This is a genomic window from Bradyrhizobium centrolobii (assembly GCF_001641635.1).
In the GTDB taxonomy this organism is placed as follows: domain Bacteria; phylum Pseudomonadota; class Alphaproteobacteria; order Rhizobiales; family Xanthobacteraceae; genus Bradyrhizobium; species Bradyrhizobium centrolobii.
Map to the genome: position 1 here is coordinate 41,846 of NZ_LUUB01000080.1, position 19,818 is coordinate 61,663.

24 protein-coding genes are annotated in these 19,818 nt (G+C 64.6%); 14 read left to right on the forward strand and 10 right to left on the reverse strand.

What is annotated here, in order from left to right:
• The first annotated feature begins 66 nt into the window (after positions 1–66).
• Together AYJ54_RS28985 and AYJ54_RS28990 are read left to right on the forward strand one after the other, a co-directional pair.
• The gene (locus AYJ54_RS28985) at positions 67–1,182 is read left to right on the forward strand and encodes an MBL fold metallo-hydrolase (RefSeq protein WP_063704369.1); all 1,116 of its coding nucleotides are present in this window, start codon (positions 67–69) and stop codon (positions 1,180–1,182) included.
• Positions 1,182–1,796: an SCO family protein gene (locus AYJ54_RS28990; RefSeq protein ID WP_063704371.1), complete on the forward strand. Its 615-nt coding sequence runs from the start codon at positions 1,182–1,184 to the stop codon at positions 1,794–1,796. Before AYJ54_RS28985 ends, AYJ54_RS28990 begins: the two co-directional genes overlap by 1 nt.
• 93 nt (positions 1,797–1,889) lie before the next feature.
• Here AYJ54_RS28990 and AYJ54_RS28995 read toward each other — a convergent pair whose 3' ends face one another.
• Both AYJ54_RS28995 and AYJ54_RS29000 read right to left on the reverse strand, forming a co-directional pair.
• Positions 1,890–2,120: a hypothetical protein gene (locus AYJ54_RS28995; protein ID WP_063704373.1), complete on the reverse strand. Its 231-nt coding sequence runs from the start codon at positions 2,118–2,120 to the stop codon at positions 1,890–1,892.
• On the reverse strand, positions 2,117–2,896 hold the full coding sequence (locus AYJ54_RS29000; RefSeq protein WP_063704374.1) for a sulfite exporter TauE/SafE family protein: 780 nt from the start codon (positions 2,894–2,896) through the stop codon (positions 2,117–2,119). The genes AYJ54_RS28995 and AYJ54_RS29000 overlap by 4 nt, the downstream gene beginning before the upstream one ends.
• 332 nt (positions 2,897–3,228) lie before the next feature.
• Between AYJ54_RS29000 and AYJ54_RS29005 the strand changes: the two genes are divergently transcribed.
• The 5 genes from AYJ54_RS29005 to uvrB all read left to right on the forward strand — a co-directional run bounded on the left by AYJ54_RS29005 (position 3,229) and on the right by uvrB (position 9,246).
• Complete coding sequence (locus tag AYJ54_RS29005; protein WP_063704376.1) at positions 3,229–4,146, forward strand: LysR substrate-binding domain-containing protein; 918 nt, start codon at positions 3,229–3,231, stop codon at positions 4,144–4,146.
• Between the two features lie 100 nt (positions 4,147–4,246).
• Positions 4,247–4,471: a hypothetical protein gene (locus AYJ54_RS29010; RefSeq protein WP_063704377.1), complete on the forward strand. Its 225-nt coding sequence runs from the start codon at positions 4,247–4,249 to the stop codon at positions 4,469–4,471.
• A gap of 38 nt (positions 4,472–4,509) precedes the next feature.
• Entirely contained in the window at positions 4,510–4,743 is a 234-nt protein-coding gene (locus tag AYJ54_RS29015; protein WP_063704379.1) for a hypothetical protein, read from the forward strand.
• Between the two features lie 117 nt (positions 4,744–4,860).
• Positions 4,861–6,210, forward strand: a complete 1,350-nt coding sequence (locus AYJ54_RS29020) for a metallophosphoesterase family protein (protein WP_063704380.1) — start codon at positions 4,861–4,863, stop codon at positions 6,208–6,210.
• Positions 6,211–6,330: 120 nt separating this feature from the next.
• Positions 6,331–9,246: an excinuclease ABC subunit UvrB gene (gene uvrB, locus AYJ54_RS29025; protein WP_082905905.1), complete on the forward strand. Its 2,916-nt coding sequence runs from the start codon at positions 6,331–6,333 to the stop codon at positions 9,244–9,246.
• A 133-nt stretch (positions 9,247–9,379) separates the two neighbouring features.
• Here the strand turns inward: uvrB and AYJ54_RS29030 are convergent, their stop codons facing one another.
• Positions 9,380–9,616: a hypothetical protein gene (locus tag AYJ54_RS29030; protein ID WP_063704382.1), complete on the reverse strand. Its 237-nt coding sequence runs from the start codon at positions 9,614–9,616 to the stop codon at positions 9,380–9,382.
• A gap of 289 nt (positions 9,617–9,905) precedes the next feature.
• Here AYJ54_RS29030 and AYJ54_RS29035 point away from each other — a divergent pair, with 289 nt between their 5' ends.
• The 5 genes from AYJ54_RS29035 (at position 9,906) to AYJ54_RS51490 (ending at position 13,650) form a co-directional block, all read left to right on the forward strand.
• Positions 9,906–10,358, forward strand: coding sequence for a nuclear transport factor 2 family protein (locus AYJ54_RS29035; protein ID WP_063704384.1), 453 nt, complete (start codon positions 9,906–9,908; stop codon positions 10,356–10,358).
• Between the two features lie 390 nt (positions 10,359–10,748).
• Complete coding sequence (locus AYJ54_RS29040) at positions 10,749–11,189, forward strand: nuclear transport factor 2 family protein (RefSeq protein WP_063704386.1); 441 nt, start codon at positions 10,749–10,751, stop codon at positions 11,187–11,189.
• A gap of 427 nt (positions 11,190–11,616) precedes the next feature.
• Complete coding sequence (locus AYJ54_RS29045) at positions 11,617–12,522, forward strand: hypothetical protein (RefSeq protein ID WP_063704388.1); 906 nt, start codon at positions 11,617–11,619, stop codon at positions 12,520–12,522.
• A 242-nt stretch (positions 12,523–12,764) separates the two neighbouring features.
• Positions 12,765–13,181: a hypothetical protein gene (locus AYJ54_RS29050; RefSeq protein ID WP_063704390.1), complete on the forward strand. Its 417-nt coding sequence runs from the start codon at positions 12,765–12,767 to the stop codon at positions 13,179–13,181.
• Between the two features lie 331 nt (positions 13,182–13,512).
• Positions 13,513–13,650: a hypothetical protein gene (locus AYJ54_RS51490; RefSeq protein WP_014492018.1), complete on the forward strand. Its 138-nt coding sequence runs from the start codon at positions 13,513–13,515 to the stop codon at positions 13,648–13,650.
• Positions 13,651–13,692: 42 nt separating this feature from the next.
• Here the strand turns inward: AYJ54_RS51490 and AYJ54_RS51495 are convergent, their stop codons facing one another.
• The 3 genes from AYJ54_RS51495 to AYJ54_RS29060 form a co-directional block, all read right to left on the reverse strand.
• Positions 13,693–13,839 (reverse strand): hypothetical protein, encoded by a 147-nt coding sequence (locus AYJ54_RS51495; protein ID WP_027551866.1) that lies wholly within the window; start codon positions 13,837–13,839, stop codon positions 13,693–13,695.
• Between the two features lie 361 nt (positions 13,840–14,200).
• Positions 14,201–14,683, reverse strand: coding sequence for a MaoC family dehydratase (locus tag AYJ54_RS29055; RefSeq protein ID WP_063704392.1), 483 nt, complete (start codon positions 14,681–14,683; stop codon positions 14,201–14,203).
• Positions 14,683–15,135 carry a MaoC family dehydratase gene (locus AYJ54_RS29060; protein WP_063704394.1) on the reverse strand — a complete coding sequence of 151 codons (453 nt, stop codon included), beginning with the start codon at positions 15,133–15,135 and terminating at the stop codon, positions 14,683–14,685. The genes AYJ54_RS29055 and AYJ54_RS29060 overlap by 1 nt, the downstream gene beginning before the upstream one ends.
• A gap of 153 nt (positions 15,136–15,288) precedes the next feature.
• Here AYJ54_RS29060 and AYJ54_RS29065 point away from each other — a divergent pair, with 153 nt between their 5' ends.
• Positions 15,289–15,585 (forward strand): DUF4282 domain-containing protein, encoded by a 297-nt coding sequence (locus AYJ54_RS29065; RefSeq protein ID WP_063704396.1) that lies wholly within the window; start codon positions 15,289–15,291, stop codon positions 15,583–15,585.
• A 119-nt stretch (positions 15,586–15,704) separates the two neighbouring features.
• Here the strand turns inward: AYJ54_RS29065 and ychF are convergent, their stop codons facing one another.
• The 4 genes from ychF to AYJ54_RS29085 all read right to left on the reverse strand — a co-directional run bounded on the left by ychF (position 15,705) and on the right by AYJ54_RS29085 (position 18,919).
• A complete protein-coding gene (gene ychF, locus AYJ54_RS29070; RefSeq protein ID WP_063704398.1) occupies positions 15,705–16,802 on the reverse strand; it encodes a redox-regulated ATPase YchF in 1,098 nt (365 codons plus the stop codon).
• Between the two features lie 149 nt (positions 16,803–16,951).
• Positions 16,952–17,563: an aminoacyl-tRNA hydrolase gene (gene pth, locus AYJ54_RS29075; protein WP_063704400.1), complete on the reverse strand. Its 612-nt coding sequence runs from the start codon at positions 17,561–17,563 to the stop codon at positions 16,952–16,954.
• 57 nt (positions 17,564–17,620) lie between these two features.
• Positions 17,621–18,340 (reverse strand): 50S ribosomal protein L25/general stress protein Ctc, encoded by a 720-nt coding sequence (locus AYJ54_RS29080; RefSeq protein WP_063704402.1) that lies wholly within the window; start codon positions 18,338–18,340, stop codon positions 17,621–17,623.
• Positions 18,341–18,658: 318 nt separating this feature from the next.
• On the reverse strand, positions 18,659–18,919 hold the full coding sequence (locus tag AYJ54_RS29085; protein ID WP_063704858.1) for an accessory factor UbiK family protein: 261 nt from the start codon (positions 18,917–18,919) through the stop codon (positions 18,659–18,661).
• Between the two features lie 162 nt (positions 18,920–19,081).
• Between AYJ54_RS29085 and AYJ54_RS29090 the strand changes: the two genes are divergently transcribed.
• Positions 19,082–19,813: a dienelactone hydrolase family protein gene (locus tag AYJ54_RS29090; protein WP_063704404.1), complete on the forward strand. Its 732-nt coding sequence runs from the start codon at positions 19,082–19,084 to the stop codon at positions 19,811–19,813.
• Positions 19,814–19,818: the final 5 nt, after the last annotated feature.

Sequence of the window (19,818 nt, forward strand, 5' to 3'; positions counted from 1 at the left end):
GTTGAGCCGACTCCGGATCGGACCTAAGCTCGCGGCATTTCGAACATCCCATACGGGAGAATTGCAATGACCAGGGCCATTCCACGGCGCGATTTTCTTCTGGGCTCAGTGGCGCTTGCCGGCGCGGCGGCCACGAATGCCTTCACCTGTGTCGAGATCGCGAGCGCAGCGCCGATCGCGGTTCCGACCGTCGACAAGCTCTCGGTCCGCGTGCTGGTGGACTCGAGCTTCGACCTGTTCTTCCGTCCCAAGCAGATCAACGGCGTCTCCATCGCACCGGCCGCGCGCGGCGGCGACTTCCGCAAATCGCTTCACAATGAATGGGGCTTGTCGCTTTGGCTGGAGTCGGAAGGCGGCGGCAGCCAGCGCACGCTGATGCTCGACTACGGCTACACGCCGGAGGTGCTGCTCAACAACATGGCGCTGATCGGCGTCGATCCGGCCAAGCTTGACGCGCTCATCGTCAGCCACGGCCATTATGATCATTTCGGCGGGCTGAACGGCTTCCTCGACAAGTTTCGCGACAAGCTGCCGGCGGACGTCAAGCTCTATGCGGGCGGCGAGGACAATTTCTGCCATCGCCTCAATCCGACGCCGACGCAGGGGCAGTTCAGTGACTTCGGCACGCTCGACCGCCGGCAGCTTGCCGCGCAGAAGGTGACGACCGTGCTGTGCGAGACGCCGACCGTGATCGCGGACCATGCCTTCACCACCGGCAAGATCACCCGCCGCAGCGGCGAGCGCGTGCTGCCGAATACCTTCGTCGAGTTCGGCATGAAGGACGGGCTCGGCTGCAATGTCGGCCACTATTTGCCGGCCGAGATGGAGGGCAAGATCGTTCCCGACGAGCACATCCACGAGCACGCCACCTGCTTCAATGTGCGCGATCTCGGCCTCGTCGTCATCTCGTCCTGCGGACATGTCGGCATCGTCAATTCGGTGAAGCAGGCGCAGGAGGTGTCGGGCATCCAGAAGGTGCATGCCATCGTCGGCGGCTTCCATCTCGGGCCGGCGCCGAAGGACTACCTCGCGCAGGTCGTGAGCGAGATCAAGGCGCTCGATCCCGATGTCGTCGTGCCCATGCATTGCAGCGGGCTCAACTTCGTACAGGAGGCCAATGCGCAGATGGACGGCAAGGTGGTGGTGACGACGACCGGCAGCCGCCTCACCTTCGGGCTCTGATGCGGCGTCCCCTCTCGTGGCTGTGCGTGGTGCTGGCGCTGTCCTGCGCGGGAGCGGCGCAGGCGCGCTCGGCTGCGGAGACCATGGACATCCTGATGTGGAATCGGGAGCCGGTCGGCGGACCGTTCGAGCTCATCGACCACACCGGCAAGCCGCGCAGCGACCGCGATTTTCGCGGGCAGCTGATGCTGGTCTATTTCGGCTTCACCTATTGCCCCGACGTCTGTCCGACCGACTTGATGGCGATCGGACAGGCGCTCGAGCAGATCGGGCCGGACGCAGACGCGGTGCAGCCGATCTTCATCACCGTCGATCCCGAACGCGACACGGCCCAGCATCTTGCCGAATACGTGCCGCTGTTTCACCCGCGGCTGATCGGACTGACCGGCGACCCAGATGCGATCCGGAAAGCGGCGGATGCCTACAAGGTCTATTTTGCGAAGGTCGCGATTGGCAAGGAGGCCGGCGACTACACCGTCGACCACACGTCCTTCATCTATCTCATGGACCGCGACGGAAAATATCTCGGCTTCTTTCCGCCGGGCACCTCGGCCGAGCGCATGGTCGAGATCATCCGGCCGCGGCTTGCGGGGAAGCAGGGACACCAACGATGACAGCGAATTCGCGGAAGCTCGCCCTCACCCGAAATTTGCTCTCGCAAATTCCGGCCTCTCCCCGCAGGCGGGGAGAGGCGAAGAAAGCGGCCCTCACCGCCCGTTGGTGCGTAGCAGCTTCTCGCCAGCCGCGGTCACCGCGATGATCAAGCCCATGCCGGGCAGCGTCTCGCGCGCGACATAGCCGAGGTCGGCGGCGTCTTCCCAGATGGTGAGGCGCGGGCAGGACGTCTTCCAGGTCGAGACCACTTCGGCATAGGCGCGCGGCTCGCGCGCGATCCACTCGACGAAGTCGAGCACCAGCGGATCGGCCGTCTCGCTCATTGCAATCCTCCCTTATCGAAGGCCGCCATGACAGGCGTGCGGACCAGGAGCCAGCTGCCATAGGCGATATAGTAGCAGGCGATGGTGGTGATCAGCCGTGTCGCCCAGACGCGGTATTGCTGGTCGCTCATCGCCTCCAGCAGGCGGCGGGCAAGGCTGGTGCCGAGCATCGAGGCGGCGATGGCAACCGCGGCCAGCACCGGATCGAGCGAAGCGGCCTGATCGATGATGCCGCCGAAATAGAGCAGCTTGGTGAAGTGGCTCGCGACCTGGCAGGTCGCTTTCGTTGCCACGATCTCGCGGCGGCCGAACTTGCCGCCCAGGAAGAACGTGTCCATCAGCGGGCCGGAGACGCCGGTCATCAGCATCAGGCCCATGCAGACCGAGCCATAGAATGCGCCCTGCCAGATGCTGTCGGGATCGGGCTTGATGCCGGACGGCATCATCCGCGCCATGAACGGCGTGACGCCGAGCATCAAGAGCGCGACCGGCTTGTCCGGCACGTAGCGCGTGATCGACCACAGCGCGAGCGCCAGCGCGCAGCCGATCAGATAGACGAACACCGGCCGCCAGCGGATATGCGCGCGCCACAGGAAGGCGCGCCAGCCGTTCGAGGCCATCTGCGTGATCGCATGCAGCACCATCGCGGTCGGCAGCGGCATCAAGGCGAGCAGCACGCCGATCAGGATCAGCCCGCCCGCCATGCCGAACAGCCCCGACAGGAAGGCGGTGGCGACCATCAGCAATCCGAGGGCAGCGATCATGATGGGCGTCACGAAGGTCTCCTGTGGTGGCACGTCAGGGACGCAAACTGCCTGCACTCCCTCGCCCCGCCCTTGCGGGGAGAGGGCGGGGTGAGGGGCTGCGTCCGCAGTAACGGCGAGAGTTGCCCCCGCGGAAGCTCCCCCTCACCCGCCGCGCACCGGACGATGCTTCGCATCGCTCGGCGCGCGCCGGCCTCTCCCCGCGGGCGGGGAGAGGCGAAGAGGCGGCCTCCTCATCCCAACAAGTCAGCTTGGAATTACGCTCATTCTTGTGCCGCGCTTGTCCCCCGCGCGCAAACTGAGTTATCTTGGCCTGGCATCAGCTTTCCTGAGGGTATGGACGTTTGCGACGGCTGCTCTTTCTCAACGGCATCAAGGCTTTCGAGGCGGCGGCGCGGACCGGCAGCTTTGCCTCCGCCGGCGTCGAGCTGAACGTGTCGGCCGCTGCCGTCAGCCGCATGGTGCATATCCTGGAGGAGCGCCTTGGCGTCGCGCTGTTCGAGCGCAAGGCCAACCGCCTCGTGCTGACCCAGGCAGGGCGCGCCTATCAGAGCGGGCTGACGCCGATCTTCGATGCGCTCGCAAGCCTCACCGCGCAGGTGACGGCGCCCTCGAGCGTCCGCGTGCTCACCATCGGCGTCGGGCACACCTTTGCGATGCGCTGGCTGATCCCGCGCCTGTCGGAGTTTCGCAGCGAGGAGCCCGATATCGAGGTGCGCTTCACCACCGGCGGCGCGGCGGTGCCGTTCGGCGAGGACTGGAACTGCGGCATCAAGCTCGGCACCGGCGACTGGCCCGGCCTGGTCGCCGAGCCGCTGTTCGCCGGCGACCTCACGCCGGTCTGTGTGCCACGACTCGCCGCCAGCCTGAAACGGCCGTCCGACCTGAAAGGCCCGAGCCTGATCCGCGTCGCGCATTCGCCGGAGGACTGGCCGATCTGGCTCAAGGCCGCCGGGCTCGCCCGGATCAACGCGCGCGGCCCCGAATTCCAGTTCTACGGCCAGGCGCTCCAGGCCGCCGCAGACGGGCTCGGCATCGCCATGGGCATCCGGCCCTATATCGATGACGACCTCGCCGCCGGCCGGCTGATTGCGCCGTTCGACCTCTCGGTGCCCAAGGGCATGCGCTGGTATCTCGTGTATCGCAGCTTCCAGACCGAGCAGCGCGACTTCGCGGCGTTCCGGCGCTGGATCATGCGCGCCGCGGCCGGGCCCGCGGCCCGTCCGGCCAAGCGAATCGGCCGCGCCGCCGCGCGGAACTGAAGGACTGTGGCGAAAAAGCCGCCGCCCTGTGAACCGCTTCACATACGCAAATCCGGAAACGTGGTCCCCTAATCCCCCAACAAGAAACATGGGGACTGCAATGACGACCATCTACGACGGCTTTGACATCGAATCATTCGAAGCTGGCAAGGGGCTGTGGCACGCCCGGATCCGGCGCGCCGACTTCAGCCCGGTTGCCATCGACGGCGTACTGTTTCCGGCCATGGAGGTCGGTTTCGCCTGGCCCGATCGCGACGCCGCGATTGCCGATGCGAAGACCCACATCGACCGCTTCCGCCGGCGGTTCGATGGCGACGACGAGTAAGCAGGCGGGACTGCGCGGCGCAATACGAGGACCGGTTTATGTCGTACATCGAAATTGAAGAGACACAGCCGCTCGCCCGATCCTACGCAAAATCCGTACTGTCGAAATGCACGGAATGCGACGGCGATCTCGCGGTGCTGCGCGTGATCGGCGGCCGCGCCGGATGCGAATACTGGACCATGCGCTGCACCGGTTGCGGCGGCATCCATCTCGACATCCTCAAGCCGCACACGGCGAGCGAGGACGACGACGGGCCGCTGCCCGCGGCATGACACCCCGGCCAAAGATGCGGCCGCAGCGGTCTCTCCTGGGAAAATCAGGAAACCGTCTTCTTGAGGTTGTAACAATCAGCAAATACGCTTGCGGCTTTCCAGAGAGGAGAGCCTGCAATGGCCAGAGCCGTTCACTCCCGTCTTCCTGATGCCGTTTTTCACGAACCCATTTTCGGCGAGCCTGAAAAGCTGCCGGAGCCCAACGGCTTTTCCACGGAGCACCCGAGCGATTCGGAATTGTACAAGCAGATCGAGGAACTGCTGAAGAAGGACGTCGTCGCGATTCCGCCATCGCGGGCCGCCGCCGACGCCGTGCTTCCGCTTGCGGAGGCTTATGGAAGCCACGGCCCGCAGGTCACGAAACTGATCGAGGACGCCGGCAAGATCATCTTTCACGCACTTGGCGATTCCGGCGCATCAAACGTCCGCAAATATGCCAACGAGTTGCATGTCGCCGACCAGGTGACGCTTGACGCTGCGTCATCGTCGGCAGGCAACCGGCCGGCGTTCCTGTTCCATCTCGGCGACATCGTCTACAACTTCGGCGAGGCGCAGTACTACTACGACCAGTTTTACGATCCGTTCCGCAATTACCCCGCGCCGATATTCGCGATTCCCGGCAATCACGATTCCTTCGTCGTTCCAGGCACGCCGGAAGGGCACGAGCCGTTGACGACGTTCGAACGCAATTTCTGCGCCCGCGAACGCACCATCACGCGGGAGGCCGGCTCGCTGCACCGGACCGCGATGGTCCAGCCCGGCGTCTATTTCGCGCTCGACGCTCCCTTCGTCAGGATCATCGGCCTGTTCAGCAATGCGCTGGAGGATCCCGGCGTGATCTCCAGTGAAGACGGCAAATGGCCGGAAGTCTCCGACCTGCAGATCAAATTCCTCCACGCCCAGCTCAAGAAAATCAAAGACGAGAACTACCAGGGCGCCGTTCTGATCGCCACGCATCACCCGCCCTTCAGCTATTCGCCGCAACACAGCGGCGACGGAACCGGCGGCAACCATGGATCCAGCACAGCGATGCTGAAGCAGATCGACAAGGTCTGCCATGATGAAGGCGTCTATCCGCACGCCTTCCTGTCGGCGCACGCTCACAATTACCAGCGCTACACCCGGATCATCGAGTTCGGCGGCAAGGAGATCGACGTGCCGTTCATCGTGTGCGGCGACGGCGGTCACAATGTCAATCCGCTGGTGCGGGCCGCGCGCGGACATCGGGCGGAGGAGCCGCACAGCGGCTCGAATGTCAGGTATCTCGAGGGCCAGCATCGGCCGGCATGGGCCAAACAGCTGCTGCTGGAGAAATATGACGACCAGAATTACGGCTATCTGCGCATCCATGTCGACAAGGAGGAGCTCAAGATCGGCTTCCACCAGGTCGGCGTGCGAACGCTGGCGCAGTCGCGCTATGACATGGTGACGGTGAACCTCGCCGATCATACCATGGTGGCGAACTAGTCGCCGCTTTGACCCGCGGAGCCGAAAGAGGCTGACCTGCTGCCACATGATGTCAGCAGGTCCGCATTACCATGCCTTTTCGGCCTTTTCTGAGCGCCGGACTCGTCCCATATTCGGCGCATGGCGAAGAAACCTGCACCCTCCGAAAAATCCGGCAAATCCCCCAAAACCAAGACGCCGAATTCCAAGGCGCATCGGCCCGACGTGCAGCCGATCGCACCCGCGCTGGCTGAACTGCTCAATCCCGCGATCAATCGCGGCGACGCCGGGCTTGGATCGGGCACCGGCCTGCAGCCGCCACCGGATAATTCGCGCGACCGCCGCGCCGGCGGCGAGGCCGCCGCGCATCGCGCGCGGGCCTCGACGCCCAAGGATTTTCCCGGCGATCGCCCCGCAGGACTGGAAGAGGCGCCGCAGGCCAATTACGGCACCGCCGCGACCGTGCCGTTCCTCGATCCGGAACTGGCCCGCCAGCTCGGGCTCCCCACTGAGGAGGACGACGCCGAGGCGCTGGCGCGTCCCCCGCGCTCGAAGACCGAAGCGCTCGGCGTGAAGGCCACCGCGGATGCGCTGGAGGCGCTGATCCGCGACGGCCGGCCGGAGTTCCGCAAGGACGACGGCTCCATGAAAGTGTGGACGCCGCACCGGCCGCCGCGCCCGGAAAAGTCCGAAGGCGGCGTGCGCTTCGAGATCAAGTCGGAATATCAGCCCAAGGGCGACCAGCCGACCGCGATCGCCGAGCTCGTCGAGGGCATCGAGCGCAACGACCGGTCACAGGTGCTGCTCGGCGTTACCGGCTCGGGCAAGACCTACACCATGGCCAAGGTGATCGAGGCGACGCAGCGCCCTGCCCTGATCCTGGCGCCGAACAAGACGCTCGCCGCCCAGCTCTATGGCGAGTTCAAGAACTTCTTCCCCGACAACGCCGTCGAGTACTTCGTCTCATATTACGACTACTACCAGCCGGAGGCCTATGTCCCTCGGACGGACACCTACATAGAAAAGGATTCATCGATCAACGAGCAGATCGACCGTATGCGCCACTCGGCGACGCGTGCGCTGCTCGAACGCGACGACGTCATCATCGTTGCGTCCGTGTCCTGCATCTACGGTATCGGCTCGGTCGAGACCTATACCGCGATGACCTTCGCGTTGAAGAAGGGCGAGCGCATCGACCAGCGCCAGCTCATCGCCGACCTCGTCGCCTTGCAGTACAAGCGCACCCAGGCCGATTTCACCCGCGGTACGTTCCGCGTACGCGGCGACGTCATCGACATCTTCCCGGCGCACTATGAGGACCGCGCCTGGCGCGTGAACCTGTTCGGCGACACCGTGGAGAATATCGAGGAGTTCGATCCGCTCACCGGCCACAAGCAGGACGAGCTCGAATTCATCAAGATCTACGCCAACTCGCACTATGTGACGCCGCGCCCGACGCTGGTGCAGGCGATCAAGTCGATCAAGTTCGAGTTGAAGCAACGGCTCGACCAGCTCCACGACCAGGGGCGCCTCCTCGAAGCGCAGAGGCTGGAGCAGCGCACCATGTTCGACCTCGAGATGATGGAGGCGACGGGAAGCTGCGCCGGCATCGAGAACTATTCGCGCTACCTCACGGGACGCCGTCCCGGCGAGCCACCGCCGACGCTGTTCGAATATGTTCCCGACAACGCGCTGATTTTCGCCGACGAGAGCCATGTCACCATTCCGCAGATCGGCGCCATGTTCCGCGGCGACTTCCGCCGCAAGGCGACGCTCGCCGAATACGGCTTCCGCCTGCCCTCCTGCATGGACAACCGCCCGCTCCGCTTCGAGGAGTGGGACATGATGCGGCCGCAGACCGTCGCGGTGTCCGCGACGCCGAGCGGCTGGGAGCTCAACGAGAGCGGCGGCGTGTTCGTCGAGCAGGTGATCCGTCCCACCGGACTTATTGATCCTCCCGTTGATATTCGCCCCGCCCGCACCCAGGTCGATGATCTCGTCGGCGAGGTGCGCGCCACCGCGCAGGCCGGCTATCGTTCGCTGATCACGGTGCTGACAAAGCGCATGGCGGAGGACCTCACCGAATATCTGCACGAGCAGGGCATTCGCGTCCGCTACATGCACTCGGACATCGACACCATCGAGCGCATCGAGATCATCCGCGATTTGCGCCTCGGCGCCTTCGACGCGCTGGTCGGCATCAACCTGTTGCGCGAAGGCCTCGACATTCCCGAATGCGCGCTGGTCGCGATCCTGGATGCCGACAAGGAAGGTTTTCTGCGCAGCGAGACCTCGCTGATCCAGACCATCGGCCGCGCCGCGCGCAACGTCGACGGCAAGGTGATCCTCTATGCCGACAGCATGACCGGCTCGATGGAGCGCGCCATCGCGGAGACCAACCGCCGCCGCGAGAAGCAGGTCGAGTACAACAACGCCAACGGCATCACGCCGGAGAGCGTGAAGAAGCAGATCGGCGACATCCTCAACTCCGTCTACGAGCGCGACCACGTGCTGGTGGAGGTCGGCGGCCACGACATGACCGACGATGTCATCTCGATCGGCCACAATTTCGAGGCCGTGCTCGCCGATCTCGAAACGCGGATGCGCGAGGCCGCCGCCGACCTGAACTTCGAGGAAGCCGCGCGCCTGCGCGACGAAGTCAAGCGCCTGCGCGCCACCGAGCTCGCGGTCGTCGATGATCCCACCGCAAAACAGCGCACCGTGCAGAGCAAGGCCGGCGCCTACGTCGGCACACGGAAGTACGGCGACGCCGCCAACCTCCCCGTCAGCGCCATGAAGAAGAGGACCGTGGGCTCGGCGCTGAAAGCCAGCGGCGGCGGTGGCGGCTCGAAGGTGCACAAGCCGCATCTCGACGAGATGCACGGCCCGGAGTCGTTACCCTATCGCGCCAACCGCACGCTGCCGTCAAAGCCGTTCGGCGGCGAGAGCCGGATCATCCAGCCGACCGACTCTCGGCAGTCAGGACCGGAGTTCGGACCCGCGCCGAAGTCGACGGGCGGCGCGCCGGGGCGACGTGGGGGATGGAAGAAGAGGTAGGCCGCTCGATTGGTGAGGACCAGCGGGGCAACGCTGCCTCACCCCACGCTCGCCCTGCGCGATGGATTCCAGGCTCGCCGCTGACGCGGCGCGCCAGAATGACGTGGGAACGCATGGTACGGCTGTCGTCCGCCTATAGCTTCCCCTGCCCGATCGTCTGGTGCCTCTGTTGCTGCTGCTTCTCCTGCTCCTTGGCGTGATGGCGGCCGTAGAGGCAGCCGGCGGCCGCCCCTAAGACGCCGTGATGGCCGGCATAGTGGCCGGCGACGCCGCCGACGATGGCGCCCTTGATGCAGCCCTTGGCATCGGCGGCGGATGTCGCACCGAGCATGAGAAGCGTGGCGGCGCAGGCGACGAGCGGGGATTTCATGGATGTCTCCGAATTCGGTGTCGGCGTCTCAACGGGCGTGCGCGGGCCGGGTTCCCGCTCGGGCCGCATGGCGCAGCGCGCCGGCTAGTGTGCGCGAGGCGCCATCGCCGGCCTGGCGTTTGGCCCGAATTCTTGCACGGGGATATGCAAACAACGTTGTATCTCATGAACCTGGCATCGCGTCTGCGCGTCACAACCTCTGCAATGACTCCTGTGTTTTTGCGGATTGATGGGCGAATGGACCGCGCGATAGCGTTTTTGATCGGCGGCCGACGAGGGCGAGCGCAGCATGACGGTTGAATCGTTGAACAGGCAGCGCGTGCTTCATCTGCTCGACTGCTTTGCGCGCGGCGATCTCGACGCTGCGCTGTCGTGCTGCACCGACGACGTCGACTTCCTCACTCACGCGCCGATCGACGTGCTGCCGCACATGGTGCCGCGCCATGGCAAGAAAGAGCTGCGCGAGCTCTGGCAGACGGTCTGGTCGCGCTATTCCGAGATCCGTTACAAGGCTCCCCACATCGTCGCCGAGGGCGACGAGGTCGCGACCTACATGCACACCTATTTCAGGAAACGCGGCAACGACCGCATCGTGCAGTTCGACATGGCCGTGTTCTACACCTTCCGCAACGGGCTGGTGGCGGAGATCCGCGAGATCATCGATTCCTACGACCTGGTGCAGCAGGTGCTCGAGCGCGAGATCGGCCCGCTGATCCTGGGCGAGCGGATGGACGGGGTGTAGGGCAGCTCCCCAATGTCGTCCTGGCGAAAGCCAGGACCCTTACCGCGGAATCTATCGATGGCGGGCGGTAGAAGTACCGACCTCGAATCTTCGCCAAACGGCTCCCTGGGGTAATCGCGACGAGCGCAAGGCTCGCGCGGAGGTCCTGGCTTTCGCCAGGACGACATCGAATGTGTGGCGCACGCTCGCGAACTTCGACAGGTAGAATTACGGGGTTCTATTGTAAATCTCACAAACTGCGCTCAATTGTGCATGGCAAAAACGTGAATTGCGTTTTGGCAGAAACTCCGTATTTGTTCGTACACGAATGAGTTGACCGACCCCGCGGGCACCTCCTGTGCATGGGGTTGTTTTCCGTTTTTTTGCAAGCCAGCTTCAGGACTGCCCAAAATGACAGAGCACAGCCTCTGGCGTTTCTCGCGCGCGTTGCATCGCGCGATCAACGACCGGCATTTCCAGGATATCGAGGCCCTGATCGACGAGGACGTCGACTGGGCGCTCTATGGTCCGATCGACATGTTTCCGTTCTTCGGGGCGCGCCAGGGCAAGCAGGCGGTGCTCGACGTCATCCGGCAGCTCGCCGACAACTTCCACGTCCGCCGCTTCGACCGCGAGAGCATCATGCTGGGCGTGGATTCCGCGGCCTCAATGCTGCGCTATTCGTTGACCGCGCTCGACTCCGACAAGCCGCTATCGTTGCGGGTGGCGCAGTTCGCCCAGTTCAAAGCGGGCCGCCTCGTCAACATGCGCGTGCTGATCGACACCTTCGACCTCGTGGAGCAGGCACTCGGCCGCGCCATTCATCTGCCCAAGATGACCAGCGTGGGCTGAGGGGGACGCCAACGGGTCCCGCTTTCGGGACCGATGGCGACGCTCGCGCGACGTCCTGGCCTCCAGCCCCGCCGGATGCCGTCGTCAAGAGCTCGTCATCGGGCGCGCGCCTTTCGCGCGGCCCGTTGGTTCGTAATTTGAGGCGAGGCTGCGGGCCTCGATCCTTCGAGACGCGCTCCTTCGGAGCGCTCCTTAAGGATGAGGGGTGACAGTTATGTCCGGGCCCTTCTATCCCCTCATGGTGAGGCGGCGCGCCGTCTGGCGGACGATGCTACGCATCGCCGCGAGAACCAACGCCCAGCTACACCGCCACAATTTCGCAACGATACAACCGCATGTTGGATGGGGACCGAATGGCGCATGGTTTTCGCGAGAAACCGCTCTATATTGCTTCGGGAAGCATGCGCCGGGGCTCGCGGGCAGGACGATGGAATTCTTGACAGGTTTTGGCAGGACCAGGCTGCCAGTGTTGGCGGCCGCGTTCATTTTCGGCTCGGTGCTGACGGCCTCAGCGCAGATCATTCCGCCAGCGGCAGCGGCTCCAGACGACGAGACCGAGGCTGCGACGACGCCTGATGCCAACGACCCCGACCTGCTGAGGGGGATCGACGTCGACAAGCTCGACTGGAGCCAGCTCGCGATCGACGCCGGCACGCTGAACGATATCATTGCCGCGAAGAAGCGCGCACAGGCCGCGGCCAAGGACGGGCTGAACTGGTCGTCGAACCTGAACGCGAACGGCTCCTCGGCCGTCACCGTGAAGCAGTCAGTGTCATCGTTCTGGGACACGCGGATCGGCGCCGACATGACGGTAGCGCGCGAGCCGACCACGATGTCCGAGCTTCTGGCGCAGAAGGTCGCCAATGGCGGCAGCCTGCCGCAATCCTCGGGCAGCGCCTGGGCGGCCGCGACCGCGCCGGGCGCGGGCTCGATCTGGGACAAGACCGCGGTGGAAGCCCGCGTCGATCCCGGCGCCGAGCAGAGCAAGATCGGCGCCTCGCTGACCAAATCGGTGCCGCTCTCTGACGATTATTCGCTGACGCTTCAGAACGGCTACAGCGTGAACCAGCAGGGCACGACGGCGCTCCCCGGCATCGCCGGGCATACCATCCGCAATTACGAGACCGACCAGTCGGCCAAGGTCACGATCAACGATACCGGCACCAGCATCACCGCCGGCCAGACGCTGTCGACCACGGACGACAAATGGCTGCGCAAGTTCGGCGCCGAGCAAAAACTGTTCGACAACGTCACCGTCTCCGGCTCGGTCGGCGAGACCTCCCAGGGCGTCATGAACAAGAGCCTCACCGCCGGCTTCAAGAAAAGCTGGTGAGCCTCTTCGCCTCTCCTCGCTTCCGCCTTCGCTGAAGCTTCGGCGGAGAAGAGCGGGGCGAGGGAGCCGGGTCAGCATTTAGATTTTTGCAACCATACGCCACGGCAAAGCCCCCGAATGGTCCGGCCTTGCCGCATATTGGCCCAGTTGCTGTCAAAATCGGACGCCCTGATGCAGAGCCTTACAGACGTCGTCGTGCGGGGGACACTCGCGCTGCGCCCAACGTGAACAGGGGAACAACGATGAACGCCACCCGCCCGGAAAAGATTGAAGCGACCGAGACCGAGACGGTCGACACCAACCTCGCCGCCGTGACGGAGGTCGAGGCCGGCATCCGCGATTTCGTGCGTAACGACATCGCCTATCTGCGCCGGCCGGCATCTGGCAGCGAGCCCGCGCTCGATTCCAACGCGGAAGCCACCGTCAACAACGTCAACTCGCTGATCCAGCGCGTCGCCGGCACTTCGCTCGCCGAGATCGAGAACCTGATCTCCGAGCTCGAGAGCCTGCGTGATCTCCTCCACGCCGAAGGCCAGCGCGTCCAGCGCGAGATCTCCGGCTACGCCCAGCTCAGCCAGGCCGCGATGAAGTCGACGCGCATGATCGCCGACAACGTCTCGCAGTGGAAGCGCACCGCCGACGGCCTGCGCAACGGCTGATCGCCTGCATCACACGTCATCAGCCGCCGCGTTTCCCGAGAGGGGACGCGGCGGTTTTGATTTGATGGGGCACGAGAGCGCGCAAGCTCCCAACTGTAGGTGTCATCACCGGCGAAAGCGGGTGATCCAGTATTCCAGCGACGGCGAGGCTGGAGCCGAGAAGCTGCGGCGTACTGGATGCCTGCGCTGTCGCGGCGCATGACAGCGGAGGATTTGGCGCGCCCCGCGCTCCGGACCAGCCACAAAATCCCCGCGTTGAACTTTCAGCGGTTCCGCGGCGACCAATGCCAAGCGCCCGCAGCCTTTGCGGCCGGGCCAGGGGACAATTCACATGGAAAGCATTCGGCCCGACAATACGGACCCGATCCCGCTACGGCCTGCGCCGAACCAGTTCGGCACGATCATGCTACGCTTTGTGGGACTGCTGGCTGTCGCTATCGCGGTGCTGGCGTTCGTTTACAGCCGCTGAGCGGCGAGGCCTGAAATCCGACGGGACAGCGTTAACGAAGTCTTAGTGGCTCGCCTCGACCGTCGAGGCTTCCAGGGTATAGCCACCATCGGCATAGCCCTTCACCACCATGCCGGCGACCAGCATCACTGCCAGCGTCGCGGTAGCGAAGATAAATCCGACCAGCTTGAGTGCGCCTCGGTCTGCCATGGTTCTCGTCCCCTGTCCTTTGCCTATTCGTTCAAATAGACAGCGACAGGTTCATAATTGGTTAGCAACTCGGTGGTTCCGCCGACTGCTTCGTGGGCGGCCCGTCTCGGAGGGGCTTATGGCAGCCAGCCTGAATCGCGTCCATAGCGCGCGGGCAACACTCGGCCTCTATCTCCTCTCCCTCTCCCCGCCCTTCGCGGGGAGATGGTTGGGGTGAGGGGCCTCTTTCCACGCGTGAGACTGTCGTGAGACCTTTACCCCCTCACCCGAATTCGATCTGCAATCGAATTCGACCTCTCCCCGCAAGCGGCCGCAAGCGGGGAGAGGTGAAGACAGAGCGACCACCTGGATAGATTCTAAATTACGCCTTGTTCCCGCGCATCGGCACGAAGGCGGTGGCGGTGATGGAGTAGACCTCCTCGCCGCGCTGGTTGGTGCCGGTGGTGCGCGCCGTCAGGATGCCCCAGCCGGGACGCGAGCCGGATGTGCGCTTGTCGATGACGACACTGACGTAAGCGACGGTGTCGCCGGCGAGCACCGGCCTGATCCAGCGCAGGTCACGGAAGCCCGGCGACGGCCCCCACACCGCGATCTCCGCGCCGCGCGCGGCCGCCTCTTTCGCCAGCCGCTGGCCGTCCGCCACGACCAGGCTCATGCAGGCGGAGCCGACATGCCAGCCGGATGCGGCGAGCCCGCCGAACAGCGAATTCTTGCCTTCCTCCTCGTCGAGGTGGAAGCGCTGCGGATCGAATTTTGCGGCGAACGTCTTGATGGACTCAGCCGTGAACGTATAGGCGCCGAGTTCGCGGCGGTGACCGATCTCGATCTCTTCGAAGAACCGCATCAGACCGCCCCCTCGCGACGCTTGATCAGGATCGGCGAGGTCATCTCGCACAGCGCCTCGCCCTTGGCGTTGCGCGCGGTGCATTTGAACTTGACGATGCCGAGTGAGGGACGGCTCTTCGAGGTGCGGGCTTCCACGACGTCGACATCGAGCGAGAGGTCATCGCCGGGCCTGAGCGGCGACAGCCAGCGCACCTCGTCGACGCCCGGCGAGCCGAGCGAGGCGGCGCGGGTGATGAAGCCGTCGGCCATCATTCGCATCATCAGTGAGCAGAGATGCCAGCCGGACCCGGACAGGCCGCGCAGCATGCTCTTGCTAGCTGCCTCCTCGTCCAGGTGCATCGGCTGCGGATCGAACTCGGCGGCAAAGGCCAAAATCTCGTCGCGGGTGACATGGCGCGGGCCGAACGTGCCGAACCGGCCGGGCGGGAAGTCTTCGAAGGTCAGGGTCATTTCGGGAAAGCTTTGCGGAAATGACAGATTGTGGCCGCACTTTGCGGCAATCTCAACCCGCCGGCCCGCATGGCTCGTGCTACATTCGATCCGGCCGCCTTGGTCTGAGTCGGATCAACCGAGGGCCGAGGCCCGATTTGCCCGGGGAGAGCAATGTTTTCATTCAGCGATCTGTTTCAGTGGGACCGCTTCATCACGCCGACGATCATCAAGACCTTCTACTGGCTGGTGATCGCGCTGATCTGCCTGTTCGGCCTCTCCGGCATCTTCTACGGTCTCACCGAAATGGCGATCAGCCCGTTCGGCGGCTTCCTGATCCTGCTGCGCTCGATCGCCGGCGTCGTCGCCGGAACGGTGTTCTCGCGCATCGCCGCGGAGCTGATCCTGATCGTCTTCCGCATCAACGAGCATCTCGGCGCGATCCGCGACCAGGGCGGCGGGATGCGCTAGCACGTCATTCCGGGGCGCCTCGAAGAGGCGAGCCCGGAATCCATCGGGCCGCCGGAGCGAGCGGATGAATGGATTCCGGGTTCGCGCTACGCGCGCCCCGGAATGACGATTTCGGCTCTTTACGTATTAAACCGGAAATGCATCACGTCGCCGTCGGCGACGGTGTAGTCCTTGCCTTCGAGACGCAGCTTGCCGGCGTCGCGGGCGCCGGCTTCGCCGTTGAGCGCGACGTAGTCGTCATACGCAATGGTCTCGGCGCGGATGAAGCCCTTTTCGAAATCGGTGTGAATCACACCGGCCGCCGCCGGCGCCTTGGTGCCGCGATGGATGGTCCAGGCGCGCGCCTCTTTCGGTCCCACCGTGAAATAGGTGATGAGATCGAGCAGCGTGTAGCCGGCGCGGATCAGGCGATCGAGGCCGGCTTCTTCGAGGCCCAGCGTCTCCAGGAAGTCGACGCGCTCTTCGCGCGACAGCGTCGCGATCTCGGATTCGATCTTGGCGGAGATGACGACGGCTACCGCGCCCTCTTTTGCGGCCTGCTCCTCGACCGCCTTGGAGAAGCCATTGCCGGTGGCGGCGGAGCCTTCCTCGACGTTGCAGACGTAGAGCACCGGTTTTGACGACAGCAGGCCGAGCATCGAGAAGGCGCGCTCTTCCTCAGCCTTGCGCTCGACGAGGCGCGCCGGCTTGCCGTCGCGCAGCAGCACCAGCGTGCGGTTGACGAGGTCGAGCTGCTCCTTGGCGTCCTTGTCGTTGCCCTTGGCCTTCTTGGTGAGATTGTCGACGCGCTTCTCGAGGCTGTCGAGGTCGGCGAGCATCAGCTCGGTCTCGATGGTCTCGATGTCGGCGAGCGGCGCGATCTTGCCCTCGACATGGGTGATGTCGGAATCTTCAAAGCAGCGCACGACATGCGCGATGGCATCGACCTCGCGGATGTTGGCGAGGAACTGGTTGCCGAGGCCTTCGCCCTTGGAGGCGCCACGCACGAGACCTGCGATGTCGACGAAGGTCAACCGGGTCGGGATGATCTGCGCTGACTTGGCGGCCGCCGCCAACTTCTCCAGCCGCGGATCGGGCACGGCGACCTCGCCGACATTCGGCTCGATCGTGCAGAACGGATAGTTCGCGGCTTGCGCCGCGGCCGTCTCGGTCAGCGCGTTGAACAAGGTCGACTTGCCGACATTGGGCAACCCGACAATCCCGCATTTGAATCCCATAACATCCTCTATCCGAATTCGTCATGGCCGGGCTTGTCCCGGCCATCCACGCCTCAACGCGCGGAACGAAGCACGTGGATGCCCGGGACATCTAGCGCGAAGACGCGCTTCGCGCTTCTGCCCGGGCATGACGGAGGAGGCAGAGCAAGCTAACCCTGCTTCTCTCCGTTGTCGTCCTTGGTCAAAAACCCCTTCGCCTGCATGGCGAGATGCACCCTGTTGGCGAACGTCGCATCCGTGCCCTTGGCGAGCAGTTCGGCGTGCTCGGCGACTGCGTCGCAAAGCGTCGCCACCCACTCGCCGTCGGCCTTGGAGAAGTCCGACAGCACGTGGCCGTGCACCAGTTGCTTGACGCCGGGATGACCGATGCCCAGCCGCACCCGGCGGTACTCGTTGCCGATATGGGCGGAGATCGAGCGCAGGCCATTGTGGCCGGCGATGCCGCCGCCGATCTTCACCCGCACCTTGCCCGGCGGCAGTTCGAGCTCGTCCTGGAACACGGTGACGTCGCCCGGCGCGATCTTGAAGAAGCTTGCCGCTTCCTGAACGCTACGGCCCGACTCGTTCATGTAGGTCGTGGGCTTGAGCAGGATCACGCGCTCGGTGCCGAGCACACCTTCCGAGGTCTCGCCCTGAAAGCGACGGCGCCATGGCGAGAAACCATGACGCCGCGCGATCTCGTCGACGGCCATGAAGCCGATATTGTGACGGTTGCGTGCGTATCGTGCGCCGGGATTGCCGAGCCCAACAAAGAGTCGCATGACGCGGCGCGCCCCTCGCTTGGCGCGCGATCAGGACCGCGCGCCAGCTTTGAGAGATTACTTCTTCTTGTCGCCGCCGGCGGGAGCCTTGGCAGCCGCTGCCGGAGCAGCAGCACCCGCAGCCGGCGCAGCAGCGCCAGCCGCCGGAGCAGCCGCAGCGGCACCCGGAGCCGCAGCACCGGCCGCAGCCGCAGCCCTCTGCTCTTCGGCGTAGCCGGACGGCGGCACGATGGTGACGAGCGTTGCGTCTTCGCGGGTCAGCGCCTTCACGCCGGTCGGCAGCTTGATGTCCGACAGATGGAGCGAGTGACCGATCTCGAGCGAGCCGACGTCGGCCTCGAGGAACTGCGGGATGCTCTCGACACCGCATTCGAGCTCGATCGCGTGGGCGACGATGTTGACCGTGCCGCCGCGCTTCACGCCGGGCGAGCCTTCCGCCTTCACGACGTGCAGGGGCACGCTGATGCGGATGGTGGCGCCTTCGCCGAGCCGCATGAAGTCGACATGGATCGGGAAGTCCTTGACCGGATCGAGGTGGAAGTCGCGCGGAATCACGCGGTGCTTCTTGCCGTCGAGGTCGATGTCGACAAGGGTGGTCAGGAAACGGCCGGCGAGGATGCGCTGGCGCAGTTCGCGATCGTCAACCGAGATCGGGAGCGGGGGCTGGTTGTTACCATAGATCACTCCGGGCACTCTCCCGGCGCGACGCTCAGCCCGGGCGGCCCCCTTGCCGCTCTTCGGACGTGCGGTCGCCTTCAATTCCTTGACGGTCGCCATAGTCATAAGTCCTTGTTTTTGCAAAAGTTAATGGGCCGCAAGGCGGCCCATGGTGCTGTCCGCAGCAAGCCTCCAGGGGTGCGGGGGCCGCGGACGTGGCGGGCTTTTACCCGGAAGATGCGGAAATGACAAGGAAAATGGGCTGCCGGGTCGGGCTACCACCCTCCCCTGGAGGGCGAGGGTGCGCGAAGCGATGGGGTGGGGTGACTCTCTCCCCTGGAGCGATGCCCGAGTGGAGAGATCACCCCACCCCGCTGCGCATTCCGCTTCGCTCCATGCGTAATCGACCCTCCCCCTCCAGGAGAGGGTAAGAACGCCCTACGCCGACGTCGCGCCCAGCTTGGCCTCCAGCGCCGCGATCCGCGCTTTCAGTGCCTCGTTCTCCTCACGCGCCAGGCGCGCCATGTCCTTGACCGCCTCGAACTCCTCGCGCTTGACCAGATCCATATCGCGCAGGAATTTTTCCGCCTGGGTGCGCATCACGGTGTCGAACTCGCGCTTGACGCCCTGGGCGGCACCCGCGGCGTCGTTCATCAGGCGGCCGATCTCGTCGAAAAACCGGTTGGTGGTCTGGGTCATGGCGGCCTCCGATAAACTTTGCGCGAACAGCTTCAAAGACAATGGCAATCCGGACAGGGCGGTTCAAGGGCTTTTGCGGCCAGGGTGTATCCTTGTCACGCCCCGGTTTCCTTGCAATCGTATTCAACGTCCCTGCATAAGAAGAATCAAAAGGCGCAAGTGATGATCGACCAGCAGATCGCAATTCCCACCCAGGACGGCCACACCGCAACCTTCATCAGTCATCCCGAGCGCGGCGGACCGTTCCCGGTCCTCCTGTTCTACATGGATGCGCCGGCGATCCGCGAAGAGCTGCGCGACATGGCGCGCCGGCTCGCGACATCGGGCTACTATGTGATGCTACCGAACCTCTATTACCGCTCCGGCGTAATGGAGCTCGGCCCGTTGCCGGCCGATCCGAACTCGCCGGCGCGCAAGCGTATGTTCCAGCTCATGGCTTCCCTCAACATCCCCATGATCATGGACGACACCAGAGCGCTGCTCACCTATGCCGAGGGCCAGACGGCCGCGAACACGAAGCTGATCGGCACCGTCGGCTATTGCATGAGCGGCCGTTACGCCATCAACGCCGCCACGCATTTTCCCGATCGCGTCAAGGCGGCGGCCTCGATCTACGGAACGCATCTGGCAACCGACGAGGCCAACAGCCCGCATCTCGCCGCCGGCAAGACCAAGGCCGAGCTCTATTTCGCCTGCGCCGAGACCGATATCTACGCGCCGCCCGAGGTCATCGAGAGGGTGAAGCAGGGCATGAACGGCGCGAAGGCCGAGGTCGAGATCTATCCCCGCACCCATCACGGCTTCGCCTTCCCCAAGCGTCCGGTCTATGACCGCGACGCCGCCGAGCGGCATTGGGAGCGGCTGCTGGCACTCTATCGCCGCAATCTCGTCTAGACACA